Source organism: Dyella sp. OK584 (assembly GCF_057787755.1).
Window position 1 is genome coordinate 4290149 of record NZ_CM173542.1, and the last position, 17515, is coordinate 4307663.

General features: G+C 64.2%; 15 protein-coding genes. 10 read left to right on the forward strand and 5 right to left on the reverse strand.

Annotated features, from left to right (window positions below):
- Positions 1-17: 17 nt before the first annotated feature.
- Complete coding sequence (locus tag AC3CBN_RS19360) at positions 18-1457, reverse strand: amino acid permease (protein ID WP_488634618.1); 1440 nt, start codon at positions 1455-1457, stop codon at positions 18-20.
- A 171-nt stretch (positions 1458-1628) separates the two neighbouring features.
- Between AC3CBN_RS19360 and AC3CBN_RS19365 the strand changes: the two genes are divergently transcribed.
- From AC3CBN_RS19365 to AC3CBN_RS19400, 8 genes are all read left to right on the forward strand, one after another.
- Positions 1629-2195, forward strand: a complete 567-nt coding sequence (locus AC3CBN_RS19365; protein WP_488634619.1) for a TlpA family protein disulfide reductase — start codon at positions 1629-1631, stop codon at positions 2193-2195.
- A gap of 92 nt (positions 2196-2287) precedes the next feature.
- On the forward strand, positions 2288-5845 hold the full coding sequence (gene dnaE / locus AC3CBN_RS19370; RefSeq protein ID WP_488634620.1) for a DNA polymerase III subunit alpha: 3558 nt from the start codon (positions 2288-2290) through the stop codon (positions 5843-5845).
- Positions 5846-5960: 115 nt separating this feature from the next.
- Positions 5961-6917 carry an acetyl-CoA carboxylase carboxyltransferase subunit alpha gene (locus tag AC3CBN_RS19375; protein WP_488634621.1) on the forward strand — a complete coding sequence of 319 codons (957 nt, stop codon included), beginning with the start codon at positions 5961-5963 and terminating at the stop codon, positions 6915-6917.
- Between the two features lie 114 nt (positions 6918-7031).
- Positions 7032-7787, forward strand: coding sequence for an NYN domain-containing protein (locus tag AC3CBN_RS19380; protein ID WP_488634622.1), 756 nt, complete (start codon positions 7032-7034; stop codon positions 7785-7787).
- A complete protein-coding gene (tilS, locus tag AC3CBN_RS19385; protein ID WP_488634623.1) occupies positions 7780-9069 on the forward strand; it encodes a tRNA lysidine(34) synthetase TilS in 1290 nt (429 codons plus the stop codon). Before AC3CBN_RS19380 ends, tilS begins: the two co-directional genes overlap by 8 nt.
- 182 nt (positions 9070-9251) lie before the next feature.
- Positions 9252-9509: an exodeoxyribonuclease VII small subunit gene (locus AC3CBN_RS19390; protein WP_488634624.1), complete on the forward strand. Its 258-nt coding sequence runs from the start codon at positions 9252-9254 to the stop codon at positions 9507-9509.
- Positions 9493-10392 carry a polyprenyl synthetase family protein gene (locus tag AC3CBN_RS19395; RefSeq protein ID WP_488634625.1) on the forward strand — a complete coding sequence of 300 codons (900 nt, stop codon included), beginning with the start codon at positions 9493-9495 and terminating at the stop codon, positions 10390-10392. The genes AC3CBN_RS19390 and AC3CBN_RS19395 overlap by 17 nt, the downstream gene beginning before the upstream one ends.
- Before the next feature lie 144 nt (positions 10393-10536).
- Entirely contained in the window at positions 10537-11298 is a 762-nt protein-coding gene (locus AC3CBN_RS19400) for a hypothetical protein (protein ID WP_488634626.1), read from the forward strand.
- A 48-nt stretch (positions 11299-11346) separates the two neighbouring features.
- Here the strand turns inward: AC3CBN_RS19400 and AC3CBN_RS19405 are convergent, their stop codons facing one another.
- Complete coding sequence (locus tag AC3CBN_RS19405; protein ID WP_488636773.1) at positions 11347-11691, reverse strand: DUF4870 domain-containing protein; 345 nt, start codon at positions 11689-11691, stop codon at positions 11347-11349.
- 199 nt (positions 11692-11890) lie between these two features.
- A complete protein-coding gene (gene pmbA, locus AC3CBN_RS19410) occupies positions 11891-13258 on the reverse strand; it encodes a metalloprotease PmbA (RefSeq protein WP_488634627.1) in 1368 nt (455 codons plus the stop codon).
- A 107-nt stretch (positions 13259-13365) separates the two neighbouring features.
- Between pmbA and AC3CBN_RS19415 the strand changes: the two genes are divergently transcribed.
- Together AC3CBN_RS19415 and yjgA are read left to right on the forward strand one after the other, a co-directional pair.
- On the forward strand, positions 13366-13614 hold the full coding sequence (locus AC3CBN_RS19415) for a DUF1653 domain-containing protein (RefSeq protein ID WP_488634628.1): 249 nt from the start codon (positions 13366-13368) through the stop codon (positions 13612-13614).
- A gap of 38 nt (positions 13615-13652) precedes the next feature.
- Positions 13653-14237, forward strand: a complete 585-nt coding sequence (gene yjgA, locus AC3CBN_RS19420; protein WP_488634629.1) for a ribosome biogenesis factor YjgA — start codon at positions 13653-13655, stop codon at positions 14235-14237.
- 393 nt (positions 14238-14630) lie between these two features.
- Here yjgA and AC3CBN_RS19425 read toward each other — a convergent pair whose 3' ends face one another.
- Both AC3CBN_RS19425 and AC3CBN_RS19430 read right to left on the reverse strand, forming a co-directional pair.
- A complete protein-coding gene (locus tag AC3CBN_RS19425) occupies positions 14631-16052 on the reverse strand; it encodes a YeiH family protein (RefSeq protein ID WP_488634630.1) in 1422 nt (473 codons plus the stop codon).
- Positions 16053-16252: 200 nt separating this feature from the next.
- The gene (locus AC3CBN_RS19430) at positions 16253-17383 is read right to left on the reverse strand and encodes a hypothetical protein (protein WP_488634631.1); all 1131 of its coding nucleotides are present in this window, start codon (positions 17381-17383) and stop codon (positions 16253-16255) included.
- Positions 17384-17515: the final 132 nt, after the last annotated feature.

The following is a 17515-nucleotide window of genomic DNA, read 5'->3' on the forward strand; positions in this document are numbered from 1 at the left end:
CGTCGCGGAGGGAGATGTCAGCCGCGTGCGCGCAGCTGACTATGCTGGTAGCCGTAGCCGATGTAGATCAGCATGCCCAGCGTGGTCCACCCGGCGAGCAACAACCAGTTGGCCAGGTTCATCTGCGCCAGCAAGAACAGGCACACCAGCACGCCAAGCGAACACACCGCCGGTGCGGCTGGCACACGGAAGCCGCGCGGAAGATCCGGGCGCGTGCGCCGCAGCACCAGCACGCCGATGCACACGGTCGAGAAGGCCAGCAACGTGCCCATCGACAGCAGGTCGCCCAGCAGACTCAACGGAAACACCGCCGCCAGCACGCCACCCACGATACCTACCAGCAAGGTGGTGCGATGGGGCGTGCGAAAGCGCGCGTGCACCGCGCCGAATGCGCGTGGCAGCAGACCATCGCCAGCCATGGTGTAGAGAATGCGCGCTAGTCCCATATGCATGACCAGAATCACCGAGGTAAGCCCCGCTACCGCGCCTACCTGAGTCAACAGCTTCAGCCAGGCGAGTGAGGGGTGCGCCGCCAGCGCCGTCGCCACCGGCTCGGCAGTCGCCAGCTGCTGATAGGGCACAAGACCTGTGAGCACGGCCGCCACGATGATGTAGAGCACCGTGCAGATCGCCAGCGAAATGAGGATGCCGGCTGGCACGTTCTGTTGCGGGTTGCGGGTTTCCTGCGCCGCGGTCGCTACAGCATCAAAACCGATATAGGCATAGAACACACTGGTGGCCGCACGGAACACACCGGCCCAGCCGTAGTGGTCTCCGCCTTGGCTCGGCGGCACATAGGGATGCCACAACGAAGTGTCGATGTACTGCAAGCCGAACACGACGAACAGGATTACCACCAGCACCTTCAGCACCACCACGAAACTGGCGAACAACGTGGACTTCCGTGTACCGGCATAGAGCAGCGCCGTGATCGCCGCTACCACCAGCAGGGCCGGCAGGTTCAACCAGGCGCCGGTTGTCACGAAATGCCCGTCGCGGAAATTCAGCGGCGCATTCGCCAGCACTGCAGGCACATCGATACCCATGCTGTGCAGCAAGCCCACACCGTAACCCGACCAACCCACCGCCACCGACGAGACGGCAAGCAGATACTCGGCCACCACGTTCCATCCAATGAACCACGCCAGCAGCTCGCCGAAAGTGGCATAGGCATACACATAGGCGCTGCCCGATACCGGCAGCATCGCGGCGAACTCCGCGTAGCTGAGCGCAGCCAGGGCCGCTGCAAGGCCCGCCAGCACGAAGGAGATCGTTAACGCAGGGCCGGCGTGTTCCGCAGCAGCCTGACCCGTGATGACGAAGATGCCCGCACCGATCACCGCACCCACGCCCAGCACGATCAGGTCCTTGAGGCCCAGCGTACGGCGCAGGTTATCGCTGGCGGAAAGCGACGCCTCGATGGGTTTGACGGTGAACAGCGAGCGGATCAACGACATGGAGTAGGTCCCAGGCGGCACGAAGCGGCCGCCATCCAGAGCGGATAAAGCTCCGGACCATGCCAGCCCAGGCGTTTGCCCGCAACCGCCAGAAGCTTATTTTCCATGGCCGCTCCGCCGCGCTCGCATCTGCTGTCGTTCGCGCTAACCTGCCGCTCAAGGGGGACCACCATGAAACGTCTATTCAAACGTACGCTGATTTTGCTGGCGCTGACGATCGCATCGGCAGTCCACGCCAAACCGGGCCAGGGCGACTTGCCACCCGACTTTCTCGGTCACGACCGCAACGGCAACGAAGTCCGTGTAAGCGGGTTGCGAGGCAAGGTGGTGATCGTGACCTTCTGGGCGTCCTGGTGCGGCTACTGTCTCAAGGAGCTGCCGATTCTGGCCGCCATCCAGAAGAAAACCGGCCAGGAGCAACTGCAGGTCGTGGGCGTCAATCATGCCGACGATCTCGATACCTTCACCAAGATCCGGCGTCGATGGAAGGATCTGGACGTGATCCTCACCTACGAGCCCGGCGACAACCACATCTCCAAACCGTACGGTGTCAACGGCCTTCCCTACATGGTGTTGATCGGCCGAGACGGGCGCGTCGCTTATGTCCATGTGGGCTATGGCGAAGACATGCTCGACGACATCCTCGGCGAGATCAACGATCTGCTGGCCGCGCCAGTCTCCTCTTCCGGGGCCACTCCATCCGTGCCCGCGACAACCGCTGCGCCGCCGCAAGCCTGATCGCGCCCCAATGATGGCGCTAACGGCGATGTCAATTCTTGCCCGACCCGGCCCCCACCGTTAGTCTGAGTCTCCATACCTGCGCGTGCGCCATGTCCGTTCGCTTCGCTCACCTCCATCTGCACAGCGAATACTCGCTGGTCGACTCGACCATCCGCATCAAGGGTCTGGTCGAGGCCTGCGTGCGCATGGGTGTGCCGGCGGTGGCGCTGACGGACGACACCAACATGTTCGCGCTGGTGAAGTTCTACAAGGCCTGCAGCGCCGCCGGCATCAAGCCGATTGGTGGATGCGACCTGTGGATCAGCGCACCGGATGATCCGCGCCCCTGGCGTCTCACTCTTGTGTGCCAGAACCACGAGGGCTATCTCAACCTGTCGCGGCTGGTCTCGCGTGCCTGGCGCGACGGTCAGCAAAGTGGCCGCGCGATGGTCGATGCCGCCTGGCTCACGCCCGAAGCGACGCACGGCCTGATCGCCCTGATGGGTCGCGAGAGTGAAGCCGGCCGTATCGCCGTCAATCAGGGCGTGGACGCCGCCGCGGCACGACTTCGCCGGTTCGCCACGCAAATGGCTGACCGCCTGTATTTGGAGCTGACCCGCACCGGTCGCGAAGGCGAGGAAAACTGGAACGCCGCCGCCTTGGCGCTGGCCGCTGAAATGAACCTGCCGGTCATCGCCAGCAACGACGCGCGCTTCCTCAAGCAGGACGATTTCGAAGCACACGAAGCGCGCGTGTGCATCAACCAGGGCCGCGTGCTGGCCGATCCGAAGCGCCCGCGCGACTACAGCGACCAGCAGTACCTGAAGTCGCCCGATGAGATGGAGGCGCTGTTCGCCGACATCCCCGAAGCGCTCGAAAACACCATCGAGCTAGCCAAGCGCTGCACGCTGGAACTGATCTTCGGCACCTACTACCTGCCCGACTTCCCGGTGCCGGAAGGCCACGACCTGGCCAGCTACATCCGCGAGATCTCGCGTGAAGGCCTGAGGGAACGTCTTGTTGTCGCGCCGCTGGCCGCCGGCCGCACGCTGGCCGACTACGAAGCGCGACTGGAACGCGAGCTGGACGTCATCATCAAGATGGGCTTCCCCGGCTACTTCCTGATCGTGGCGGACTTCATCAACTGGGGTAAGCAGAACGGCATTCCGGTCGGTCCAGGCCGCGGTTCGGGCGCAGGCTCGCTGGTGGCGTGGGTGTTGAAGATCACCGATCTCGACCCGCTGCAGTTCGAGTTGCTGTTCGAGCGCTTCCTCAACCCCGAACGCGTGTCGATGCCCGACTTCGACATCGACTTCTGCATGGATCGCCGTGATGAGGTGATCGACTACGTCGCGCGCAAATACGGCCGCGACCACGTCAGCCAGATCATCACCTACGGTTCGATGGCGGCGAAGGCCGTGCTGCGCGACTCCGGCCGCGTGCTCGGCATGGGCTACAACCAGGTCGACCGTATCGCGAAGCTGATTCCTGCGCGCCCGCTCGACCTCACGCTGTCGTGTGCGCTCGGTCGTTCCGAGAAAGCGAAGAAAGAACCCGATCGCATCGTCAAGGAATTCTGCGAGCTGTATGAGCAGGACGAGGAAGCGCGCACGCTGATCGACCTCGCGCTCAAGCTCGAGAGCCTCACCCGCAACGCCGGCAAGCACGCCGGTGGCGTGGTGATTGCGCCCACTCCGCTGACCGACTTCGCCCCGCTGTACTGCGAACCGGGCGGCGGCGGCGTGGTGACCCAGTACGACAAAGACGACGTGGAAGCGGTCGGCCTGGTGAAGTTCGACTTTCTTGGCCTGCGCACGCTCACCATCATCGATTGGGCAGTGAAGGCCATCAATTCGCGTCGCGTTGCGAATGGCGAAGAGCCGCTCGACATCACTGCGCTGCCGCTCACCGATACAGCTACCTACGATCTGCTCAAGAAAGCGCAGACGGTGGCGGTGTTCCAGCTCGAATCCTCGGGCATGCAGCGCATGCTCAAGGACGCAAAACCCGACCGTTTCGAGGACATCATTGCGCTGGTGGCGCTGTATCGCCCCGGCCCGATGGACCTGATCCCCAGCTTCGTGGCGCGTAAGCATGGCCGCGAGGAAGTGGAGTACCCCGATCCGCGCGTCGAGCCGATCCTGAAAGAGACCTACGGCATCATGGTCTATCAGGAGCAGGTGATGCAGATGGCGCAGATCGTGGGCGGTTACTCGCTCGGCGGCGCCGACCTGCTGCGCCGCGCAATGGGCAAGAAGAAACTCGAGGAAATGGCGAAGGAGCGCGCCAAGTTCCGCGAAGGCGCCGCCAAGGACGGACTCACCGGCGACAAGGCCGATTCCATCTTCGACCTGATGGAGAAGTTCGCCGGCTACGGCTTCAACAAGTCGCACGCCGCTGCCTACGCGCTGGTCTCCTACCAGACCGCATGGCTGAAGGCGCACTACCCTGCCGAGTTCATGGCCGCGACGATTTCGTCGGACATGGACAACACCGACAAGGCGGTGACCTTCATCGACGAGTCGAAGGCGATCGGACTGAAGGTGCTGCCACCGGACGTGAACGCATCGGAGTACATGTTCGTCGCGATGGAGCCGAAGGTCATCCGTTACGGCCTCGGCGCGATCAAGGGTGCGGGTCAAGGCGCATGCGAGGCGATTGCCGACGAGCGCAAGCGCGGCGGTTCGTACACCGACCTGGCTGACTTCTGTCGCCGTGTCGACTCCACCAAGCTCAATCGTCGCGTGCTTGAAGCACTGATTCTGTCCGGCGCACTCGACGCGCTGGCGCCCAATCGCGCAAGCCTTATGGCGCAACTGCCGAACGCGATGAAGGTCGCCGAGCAGCACCTGCGCGACAAGCAGTCGGGCCAGAACGACATGTTCGGCGCCATGATGGGCAGCATCGCTCCGGTCGTGCAGGTAGACCTACCCACCGTGCCCCCGTGGCCGCTCGAACAGACGCTACAGGGCGAGCGCGACACGCTCGGTCATTACCTCTCGGGTCATCCCACCGATCCGTGGAAGGACGAGCTGGCCCAGCTATCCACCTGCCCGCTGGGTGAGATCGCCGATCGCTACCAGCCGCCCAAGCCGCGCAAGAACGACGACGGCGACAACAACCGCTTCCGCCGCGGCCCGGACACTCCGTGGACGGTTGCCGGCATGGTCACCGCCATCCGCAAACGCGGCGACAGCGACGCCTTTGTGCGGCTGGAAGACGGCACCGGCATCATTGAAGTGAGCTTCTTCGGTGAGCTGTACCAGCAGGTCGCACCACTGCTCACGCGCGACGAAATGCTGGTGGTCGAAGGCGGCCTGCGCATCGACGACTTCTCCGGCGGCGGCTTCGCCCTGCGCGCCCGCAGCGCCTACACCCTGGGCGACGGTTGCCGCCGCTTCGCGCGCCTGCTGCGTTTAAAACTGAACGGAGTAGGCCCCAACTTCATCGAGGACCTGCGCCGCGCCCTGGCCGGCTATCGCGGCGGCCGCGCCAGCGTGGTCTTGTACGGATACCACAACCAGACCGCCCAAGCCGACTTGGAGCTGGGCGAGGAATGGCGGGTGGATGCTATTCCCGAGCTGCTGCGCGCCATTCGCGCGGTACCGGGGGTGGAAGCGGCCAAGCTGCGCATCGTCAAGACCGACGATCGCCCGCGCGGCGATTGAACACGGGCGGCCCCTCATCGTCATTCCGGCGGTGAAGGGTACCCATACGCTTCCGTTTCCGCGATTTTTCGCGGACCGGTATACTGCCCCGCTTCCGCGTCACGAATAGCACCGAATGAACCCCAACTTCCTCGATTTCGAACAACCGATCGCCGAACTGGACGCGAAGATTGAAGAACTTCGCCACGCCAGCCATGGGCAGGCGTTCAACATCGACGAAGAGGTCGGTCGCCTGCGCGAGAAGCTCAAGCTCAAGACCAACGAAATCTTCCGCAACCTCACGCCCTGGCAGATCACCAAGCTGTCGCGCCACCCGGGCCGTCCGTACACGCTGGACTACATCAGCGTGATTTGCGACGAGTTCCATGAGCTGGCCGGTGACCGCGCCTATGCGGACGACGCCGCCATCGTGGGTGGCCTTGGCCGTATCAATGGCCGTTCGGTGATGATCATCGGCCACCAGAAGGCACGCGATACCAAGGGCAAGGTGCGCCGCAACTTCGGCATGCCGCGCCCCGAGGGTTACCGCAAGGCGCTGCGCCTGATGAAGATGGCCGAGCGCTTCGGCCTGCCACTCCTCACCCTGATCGACACCCCGGGCGCCTATCCCGGCGTCGGTGCCGAAGAACGCGGCCAGAGCGAGGCGATTGCCCGCAACTTGCTGGAAATGGCCGACCTCAGGACGCCCATTGTCTGCACCGTGATCGGCGAAGGCGGCTCCGGCGGCGCGTTGGCTATCGGCGTGGGCGATCGCACGGTGATGTTGCAGTACTCGACCTATTCGGTGATCTCGCCGGAAGGCTGTGCGTCGATCCTGTGGAAGAGTGCTGACAAGGCCAAGGACGCTGCGGAGGCTCTCGGTCTCACCGCGCCGCGCCTGCTGGAGCTGGGCCTGATCGACAAGATGGTGCGCGAGCCGTTGGGCGGCGCTCATCGCAACCCGCATTCAATGGCAGTGCGCCTGAAGGCTGTGCTGCTCAACCAGCTCGACGAGCTGGAAGCGCTGCCGCTGAAGGATCTGCTCGAGCTGCGTTACAAGCGTCTTCGCGGTTACGGCGCGTATATCGAATAATCCTCGCGGGGTGCTCTCCTGCAGGAGCGCACCCTGTGCGCGGCCCGCGCCGCCTCACCGCCCGGTCACACCCACGCGCTACCATCGGCACAACGCCGCTCGGAAGTCGCGCCCATGGCCCACGAACACGCTACCAAGCTCGCCGTCCTCATCGATGCCGACAACGCACAGCCAGCGATCGCCGAAGCATTGCTCGCCGAAGTCGCCAAGTACGGCACGGCGCACGTCAAGCGCGCCTATGGCGACTGGACGAGCACGCACCTGAAAGGCTGGAAGGAACAACTGCTCACGCAGTCCATCCAGCCCATCCAGCAGTTTGGCTACACCAGCGGCAAGAACGCCACCGATTCGGCCATGATCATCGATGCGATGGACTTGCTCTATGCGGGGCGCTTCGACGGTTTCTGCATCGTTTCCAGCGACAGCGACTTCACGCGACTGGCCGCGCGCATCCGCGAGTCGGGCCTGATCGTTTACGGCTTCGGCGAACGCAAGACGCCCGACCCGTTCGTCGCGGCCTGCGACAAGTTCATCTACACCGACATTCTGGTCGCCAAGCCGGATGAGGAACAGCCGCTCAAGCCAAGCACTGCCGCGCAGCTCAAGCAGGATTCCAGCCTGGTCAATCTGCTGCGCAATGCCGTGGAAGCGGCTTCCGACGACGATGGCTGGGCCGCACTGGGCGGCGTGGGTTCCATCATCACCAAGCAGCGACCCGACTTTGATGCGCGCAGCTACGGCTACAACAAGCTCAGTGAATTGATTGCCGCCACCACGCTGTTCGAGATCGATCGGCGCAGTCCTGGCGATGGGCGGCCGAAAGTCATCTACGTGCGCAACAAAACCAAGAAATCGCCGGCCCGTGAGTAAGCTCGCCGAGATACTGCAGCGCGCATTGCGCGAACAGCCACAGGGCGCGCTGTGCGTCGCCTACAGCGGTGGCCCGGATTCCACCGCCCTGCTGCATGCGCTGACCCGGTTGCCCGAAGCGCATGCGCGCGGGCTGCGTGCGCTGCATGTCGATCACGGCTTGCATGCAGACAGTCATGCATGGGCAGCGCATTGCCGACAGCTCGCGCAGGAATGGGGCGTACCGTGCCTGGTGCTGCGGGTGGAGGTGGATCACGCACGCGGCTACGGACTGGAAGCGGCGGCACGCGAGGCGCGCTATCGCGCTTTTGCCTTGTCGCTGCAAGATGGCGAGCACCTGTTGCTTGGCCACCATCGAGACGACCAGGCAGAAACGGTGTTGCTCAAGCTGCTGCGCGGCTCCGGGCCGGAAGGCCTGGGTGGCATGCGGGAAATGCGGCCGTTGGGCAAGGGCATGCTATGGCGGCCATTGCTGGACGTTCCTCGCGAGGTATTGCGCCGCCACGTGGTCGAACATGAGCTGCCCTGCATCGATGATCCATCGAATGCCGATAGCCGGCTGTCGCGAAATTTCCTTCGGCACGAGATCCTGCCGCGACTGAACCAGCATTGGCCGCAGGCCGTGGATTCGATCGTGCACAGCGCACGATTGAACCGTTCCGCTACGCAGGCGCTGGAACAGCAATGGCGTTCCCGGCAAGCCGAACTGCTGGACGTGACCACCGGCAGCCTCGATGCCGCCGGCTGGCTGGCGTTGCCGCCGGCCCTGCGCCACCCCCTGCTCGACGACTGGCTGCATGCGCGCGGGCTGCCCGCCCCTACCACCGCCCAGCGCGAGCAGATCGAGCGGCAGTGCGGGGCACGCGACGGCCAATTGCCCTGCATTCGCTGGGCCGGCGCCGAACTTCATGTGTGGAAGGGCCGGCTCTGGGCGCTGCCGCCGCAGCCCGCCATTGATCCCCAGTGGAGTGCTTCCTGGCAGGGTGAACCGCTCGCCTTGCCAGATGGCGGAAGCCTGCTGCTCGATCCGCCGGGTCGACTGACGGAACCCGTGACGGTACGTCTGCGTCGGGGCGGCGAACACATCCGTCCCGTTGGCGATGCACACACGCGCGAGCTGCGCGATTTGTTCCAGCAAAGCGCGATGCCGCCGTGGCGGCGTCTCGCCTGCCCGTTGCTGTACGCCGGCGATGAGCTGGTTGGCGTCGGCGACCGTTGGCTCACCAGCCGCGGCCTGGCGTTGTTCGGCAGCGCCCGTCCCCATTGGCAACCCGCCTACTGATGGATGATCGCCCTGCGGGATCACACCAGTACGTGGCCTCGGTATAGCCCCGTCCTAGCTGAGCAGGCTGGTCGTGCGCTGGCTGCGCTCCTACACAGGCGTGCTGAGCGTCGCACAAGGGTCGCGACAATCGGCCGACTACAGATTGATTCCGCACGCCCCCTGCGTTAGCTTTGCGGCCCATGGCCAAGTCCGCTTCCGTCCCCGCCAATCCGGCACCCGCCGCCGATTTCGAGCACTCGCTGGACGAACTCGAACAATTGGTGGCACGTATGGAAGGTGGCGACCTGAGTCTGGACGAATCCCTCGCCTCCTTCGAACGCGGCATCGGCCTCTATCGCCATTGCCAGCAGGCACTGGAAAGTGCCGAACTGCGCGTGCGACTGCTGCTCGATCCCGATGCCCCCGAAAACGCCGAACCATTTGAACCCGAACTCTGAGCTCGGCACGCACCTCAAGTCGCTGATCGTGCGCGCCGATGAGGCGCTGGTCCGCTCGCTACCGCCGGAAGACACCGCTCCCTTCGAACTGCATCGTGCCATGCGCTATGCCGTGCTCGGCGGCGGCAAGCGGCTGCGTCCGCTGCTGGTGTATGCCGCGGGGCACGCGTTCGACGAAGACGGCTCGCGACTGGATGCACCGGCCTGTGCCGTGGAGCTGATTCACGCCTACTCGCTGGTGCACGACGACTTGCCGGCGATGGACGACGATGCACTGCGCCGCGGCCGTCCCACCTGCCACATCGTGTTCGGCGAGGCGATGGCGATTCTCGCGGGCGATGCGTTGCAGGCGCTGGCGTTTGAACTGCTCGCGCATGATGTCGATCTTGGCGTGGCGCCGGCGCGATGCGTCGAAATGCTGCGCGTGCTCGGCCGCGCGTGCGGCGCTGAAGGCATGGCCGGCGGGCAGGCGCTGGATCTGGCGGCTGTCGGTCGCAAGCTCACGCTGGCCGAGCTGGAACACATGCACGCCTGCAAGACCGGCGCATTGATCCGTGCCTCGGTGCGCCTTGGCGCCCTGGCGGCCGGAGCACCCGACGACGCGCTGGCCGCACTCGACCGCTATGCGCACGCCGTGGGCCTGGCCTTCCAGGTGCGCGACGACATTCTGGACGTGGAAGGTGAGTCCGCCGTGATCGGCAAGACCGCCGGCAAGGACGCGGCCTCCGACAAGCCGACCTTCCCTTCGATCATCGGCATGGAGGCCTCGCGAGAGCATCTCGCACGCCTGACCGCCGACGCACTGGAAGCCATCGCGCCTCTGGGTGAGCGCGGAGCCCTGCTGGAAGAGCTGGCCCGCTACGCGGCTGCGCGACTGCACTGATGCAACAGGGCGCGCACCGGACGCGCTCCTGCAACGACTGAGCAACCGTGCAGGGGCGCATTCCAAGCGCGATCTGCCCCTACGTGCGTCAACACAGACGGCCACAGGACGTTCGAAGACGGATACACCCAACGTCCGGACGTCATGCCCCATCCCCAAGCCGCTTTGCGCTCCACCCTCACCTCGTGGCTGACCACGCTCGGCCTCTTCCTGCTCGCCACCGCGTCGTCTGCTGCCACACCGCAGTCCACCGGCTTCAGCGGCGCCTGGCGGCTGGACGATCGCAACAGCGATAGCTCCGACGCGCTGACGATGGCCATGCGTGCCGAGGCGCGCACGGAACTCCAGGCCAACACGCAGCAGGCGACACCAGCAGCATCGTCCTCGGCCCCGGCACCACCCGGTGCGGGCCATGCCGGCGGCGGTCACCGCGGTGGCGGCATGGGCGGCGAGGGAACGGGTGGCGGTATGGGCCACGGCGGCGGCATGGGAGGCGGCCATGGTAAGCACGGTGGCGGCAACGGCGACAGCAAGCCGGCCACCAACGGCGACAAGGACCCCATCGCAACTGCCACTTATCCGATGCCGCCGCTGCTCAAAATCGACTCCGTGCTGCTGGTACAGCAGGACACCAAGACCTTCCAGGTACGCCTCAACAACGGCGACCAGCTCACCGGCAAGCTGGATGGCCAGCCTCGCCAGTCGCTCAATGGCAACGCCATGGTGCGCGGCCACGTTGAGGCGGGCCGCCTGATGGTGTCCATCCGGTACGCCGACGGTACCCAGCTTGACCAAACCTGGGCGTTATCGCCCGATGGCCAGCAGATGGTGGTCACCGGCGCGTGGAAAGTCCCCACGCTGCAGCAGCCAGTGAGCTTCAAACGCACTTACGTCGGGCTGCATTGATACGAAAAAGGCGGCCAAACGGCCGCCTTTTTCGTTCACTACCAGCGCTTACTTGATCAGGCGCAGCGTAAAGGGATAACGGTAGCGCACACCTTCGTTGGCACGGATGGCGGCGATGATGGTGAACACCAGCCACGCCACGCCGACCACGACCCCAATGGGAATGGCGATCACTACACCCAGCCCAAGGGTGATCAGCGTGAGTACGAACAGCGCAAAGAAGATGATCGCGACGGTGATGTTGAAGTTCAGCGCTTCCTTGCCCTGATCGTCCACGAAAGGCATGGCGTCTTTCTTTACCAGCCAGATGATCAAGGGCCCCAGAAAACATCCCCAGCCGAACCAATGGCCGGTGATGATGAGGCCGAGCAAGGCGGAAAGATGGGCAAACATGGCCCATTGCTTTTCCTGGACGGATGGTGTGTCGGACGGCGGGGCGGCAGGGCCGTTGGACGAGGGCGGTACGACAGACTCGGGCGGAACGCTCATGCGCACATCTCCTGGGTCGTAAAGGCCTGAATTTGCATTTCCGGCCTAGGCCGGCGCCTCCGATCCTAGCAAGTGTCCGCCGCTTTTTCCGTTGCCAGATAATCTATTCGCCGGCGATGGTCATCCTCTCCAGCAGAATGGAGCCGGTGAGGATGTGCGAGCGCGGGTCCACGTCCGCTCCCACCGCGACGATGTTGGCGTACATATCGCGCAAGTTGGCGGCAATGGTGATTTCCTCCACCGGGTAGGCGATCTGCCCGTTCTCCACCCAGAAGCCGGCGGCACCGCGCGAATAGTCGCCCGTGATGGTGGACACGCCCTGCCCCATCACCTCGGTCACCAGCAGCCCAGTGCCCATGCGCTTGAGCATGCCGCTGAAGTCACTGGGCGCGCCGTCGCCCTGGCCTGGCTCGACGATCAGGTTATGGATGCCACCCGCGTTGCCGGTGGATTCCAGACCCAGCTTGCGCGCCGAATAGCTGCCGAGCACATAGCGCGCCAGCACGCCGTTTTCGACGAGAGAACTGTCGCGCGTCGCCACGCCCTCGGCGTCGAACACGCCCGAACCCTGGCCGCGCATCAGGAACGGTCGCTCCACGATGCTCAGCCATGCCGGCAGGATCTGCTTGCCTACGTGGTCGAGCAGAAAGCTGGCACGGCGATAAAGCGCACCGCCGCTGACGGCGCTCACCATGTGGCCGATGAGGCCGCGCGCCACCTCCGGTGCGAACAGCACCGGGCACTGACGGGTCGACAGCCGCTGCGCGCCCATGCGCGCCAACGTGCGCTGCGCGGCACGGTCGCCGAGTGCCTGGGCGCTCATGAAATCATCGGCCGACCGCACGCTGTCGTACCAGTAGTCGCGCTGCATGCCTTCTTCGTCGCCGGCAATCAGCGCCACCGACAGCGAGTGCCGCGTACCGCGTTCGCGGCCAAGGAACCCGTGCGAGTTCGCGTATACGCCCAGGCTCTCGCCCATCTGCACGCTGGCGCCGTCGGAATTGGTGATGCCCGCGTGAGCACGACCGGCGTCCTCTATCTGCTTGCCCAGCGCGATAGCCTGGGCGGTGTCGACGCGCCACGGGTGCCAGAGGTCAAGGTCAGGGAACTCGGTGGCCATGCGCGAGGCGTCCGCCAGGCCGGCGGCCGGATCTTCCTCGGTGAAGCGCGCAATGGCGCAAGCCTGATCCAGCGTGGACTGGATGGAGTCCGGGTTGAGGTCGGCCGTGCTGGCCGAACCCTTGCGCTGGCCGAAATAGACAGTGAGCCCAAAGCCGCGATCGCGGGTGTGCTCCACCGTTTCCACCTCACCCAGGCGCACGTTCACATTCAGCCCGGTGTCGATGCTGGCAGCCACCTCGGCCTGGCTGGCGCCGGCGGCGCGGGCGCGGCGGATCACGTCCTCGGCCAGCTGGGCCAGCCGATCGAGTTCTTCGAGGCTGCGGTCGTAAGTGGGCTTGAGCTCGGTCACGCGTGGGTTTCCTCGGAAGGGGCGGGTAGAATACGCGGTCCGACCCGCGCAATTTCCCGAGATGGGGGTGGCGCGGCCGAATGCAAAGAGCGTCCGCGGAGAACGCCATGTCACCGACAGCCGGCATCTACCGCCACTACAAAGGCCAGCGTTATCGCGTCCTGGGCACTGCCCGGCACAGCGAGACGATGGAGGAAGTAGTGGTCTACCAGGCGCTCTATGGCGACTACGGCCTTTGGGTGCGCCCTGCCTCGATGTTCTGCGAAACCGTGGAGCTGGAGGGCGAGCCGATCGCCCGTTTCGCGCTGGAGCAGGCCGAGCCTACCCTGCTTGACCACCGCGACACCGCGCACTGAAAGCCAGGCCCAACGGCCTAACTGCTGGAAACCTCTTCGTGAACCGTACTTACACTGACAACCCCGAGCACGATTACGGCCCCACTCGTACGCAGCAGCGCCGCGATGCCTTGGCCGTGCTCGCGTTGGCCAACCAGCTGATTGAGCTGCCGCCGAGCAAGCTGGCCAAGCTGGACTTGCCCGAGGATGTGCAGCGCGAGATCGCCCAAACGCGCCGCATCACTGCGCATATCGCGCGCAAGCGACAGCTGGCCTTCCTGGCGAAGGTGATGCGCCGCCATGATCCGGAAGTGTTCGAAGGTGTGCGCGCTGCGCTGGGCGAGAACCGCGGCCGCCAGCGCCAGGAAACCGCTGCCATGCATCGATTGGAAGCGACGCGCGATCGATTGCTGTCCGATACCGACACGGCGATGGGCGAGCTGATCGAGCAATATCCCGCCATCGATCGCCAGCATCTGCGTTCACTGGTGCGGCAAGCCAAGGCGGAAAAGGAATCGAACAAGCCGCCGCGCGCTTACCGCGAGATCTTCCAGTTGCTCAAGGAGCTGGCCGAGGTGGAAGCCGATGAGCCTGGTGAAGCGGATGAAGTGGGTGATGCGGAAGCAGAAGAGGATGCCCGCTAGGCGCTCGGCGCTGCACGACTGCTTCACACTCAGGTGAAGGCACCCTCACCGTCATCCCAGCGAACGCTGGGACCCAGTGACTTTTCGCTTTTGATCACATACCACGCCAAAAGGCGCCGGATTCCAGCGTCCTCAGGGATGACGATGAGGGCGGATCGGCGCTTTGGGCTCAGTCCTTCGCGCTGAAACGCCCGCAACCATCACCGGGCGACACCCAGCAATCGTGCACCTCGCATAGCCGACTGGCTGCGATGCTTGCGCCATAAGCCGACCCGAACGAAGCCAGGCCCGCTACGCGCTGCTCCACGTCGTGCTGGCTCTCCAATCGATGCCGACAGTGTTCGCAGCGAGCAGCCACGTTGCTCGGCGGCAGGACCCAGGCGCCAACAACGCTCATCCGCCCAGCCCATTCCAGTAGCTGGCAAATATGTGCACCGACAGCACGTAGCCGATGATGATGTTGACCAGCACGCCTGCGGTGAACGCCACGAACGGCTTCCAACCCGTTGCGGTGAGCGAACGCAGCCGCGTGGTGAGGCCGATACCGAGGAAGCAGAACGTGAAAGCCCACGTGCGCAGCGTGCTGATCGGTGCCACCAGATCGGGCGTGACGATCTTGCGGTAATCGACCAGCGAGTAGTGACTGGCAATCCAGGTCACCAATGCCGATGCCAGCACGAAACCGATGACGAACTTCGGAAAGCGCGCCCATATCTCGCGCACATCGACTTTCGCCTGCACGCCATTCTCGCCCGTGTTCCAGCGCGTGGTGGCAACCCACGCGAGCGTGAAGGCCCAAATGCCGATCCAGATATCGCGACCTACGACCTTCATCAGCGTGAAAGCCTGCACAGCGGCATCCGGCGCGCCAGCGATGGCACCGCCTGCATTGCGCGCTGCATCGCCATACGCCTGCGCTGCCGCGACACCGGCGGCATCAGCAAATTCCGATGTGCCGATCCAGGCGCCCGCCACTGCCGTCGACAAACCCAGCGAACGTGCTGCAAACGGCAACACAAAAATCATCACGATCGCCCATAGCACCACCAAGGTGATCGCCATCGACGTTTGCTCGCGCTTCGCGCGCACGGCGCCACCAGCGGCAATCGAGGCCGACACGCCGCACACCGCACCACCCACGCCGAGCACCGCCGCAAAGCGCTTGTCCAACCCCAGCGCCTTACCGACCAGGAAGATCACAAAGAACGTGCTGAGCGACACGATGGTCGCCTGCCCCACGGCTACCGGCCCAGCCCACACCAGCAGCGTCAACGGCAACGTCGCGCCCAGCAGCACGATGCCAACCTTGATGTAAAACTCCACGCGCAGCGCCGACTGGAACCACACCGGCAGCTTCACGGTATTGGACACAAGCAAGCCGAGCGCCAGCGCCAGCAGCGGCGCCTCGAGGTTGTAGCGTGACGCTTGCGTCCATGCGGATGCGGTGAAGATCAGCAGCGACACCAAGAACAAAATCAGGAATGCCGGCAGGAAACGCGACAGCGACTGCCCAAGCACCACAAGCCCCGTTCCGAACAGCAACGCGAAGGTGGCGAACAACGCCAGGTAATTGGGAAGATGGCTGACGACACCCTGGCCCGCCTCCGCCAGCGTCTTCCACTTCGCCGGCGCCACCGCTAGCCATTTAAGACTTCCGCCGTTTGCAAACAGCGCCCAGGCCACCACGATCACCAACAGGCCGATCCATACCGACCACCAGTCTTCGTTGGAGAACACGCCAAGGCGTGACGAGCGGAAAGCCGCATCGTCGGAGGATCGGGCCGGCGCCGGCAGCACACGGGTGGCTTCACTCATCGTCTTGCCCTCGCTATGGACGGTGTCGCGCCGGCCCGACGCATGGAGCCGTCAGGTCGGCTATCGGCAGCAGATTGCGTGTTGCACTGTCCGTTCGCCGAGGGCGGAAAAGAAATGACTATTTCTTCTATCTATATGCCCGAGGCCGCATCAGCCCCGAGTTGGTGAAATAGACATCGAAATGTCTGGACGGCCGTTGCCTAGGGCAAATAAAGCTCATTGATGGCCTGTTGCCGATAGTAAATAGCATCGTTCGCCTCGGCCGGGGGATAGAAGCGCAACGCCTCGGAGAGATAGACGTAAGCGATTTCCGGTTGGTGGTTACCTGAGGCATTCATACCGGTCGACAACAAGGTACTCGTCAGCGCCACCTGGTCGAACGCTTTTCGATAGGCCTGGCGCTCCTCAGCCGTCGTGCAATTGCAGCTCCGCAACTCGTAGACATCCGCCAGCACACTGGCCTTGACCGTCAGCAACAGAGGGCTCTTCGTTGACTCCTTCAACGAGGCTGCGATCAATCCCGCCTGCGATTGTGGCGAACCGCCCCATCGCGGCTCCGACATCAATTCCAGCATGTCGTAAACAGCCAGACTGGACGAGTCGACCGAAAGCCCCTGACGGGCAGCCCGCATGGCATAGCTGCTGTCACCCACCAGCACACCCACATTGATCATGACGGCGTAGGAGATCGCGAGCTTGGGATCAAGTTCCACAGTTTTAGCGAGATCAGCCTTGGCACGACCAAGCAATGCATTCATGGCATCAAACCTCGACTCGGAGGTCTTGCTGGCCCACTCCCCGCCACGTGCAGACCACGCCAGCTGCACATTGCTGTAGCCGCTAAAGGTATAGGCGAGCGCACTCTTCGGTGCCTGGCGCTTCCATTCGTCGAGCGCGTGACGGACCTGTGGCGTGGACTTTTTGCTGAAGCAACAGGCAAGCATGCTTCGCCACACCACATCCTGGGGACGCACGCCACCTGATTGGGCATGCATGAGTTCGCCCAGTCGGCGGTCGATATCGGCGGCGTGGCCGCTTCCTGCCAGCGACACCAGATCATCGCCGGTAATCGCAGGCTGCAATCGGTAGTGGCAATACGCGACGACGCCCTCGTGCGTCCAATGACTTCCCGGAGGATCGGGATAGTTCAGGCACCGCTGCATCGGATCGCTGATCTTTTCCGCCTTGGCGACCGCGGTGACGAAGCTGTTGAACTCCTGCTCGGAGAACGGACTCCTTGGTGCCGCGTCATCCGCCCGCACCGTCGACCCAGCCGCGCCCAAATAAGCGACCAGCACCATTCCCGCCCAGAACTCTCTGCGCATGAACATCGGTATCCCCGTCCCATCCCACGACCGCGTGGCCGTTCCCCGCGTCAATCTTCACACAACGAAGCGGCGGATTTTCAGTCGCCTTGTGTCTCGCTCACGGCGGCAACAAAAAAACGCCGGCTGCCACAGGGC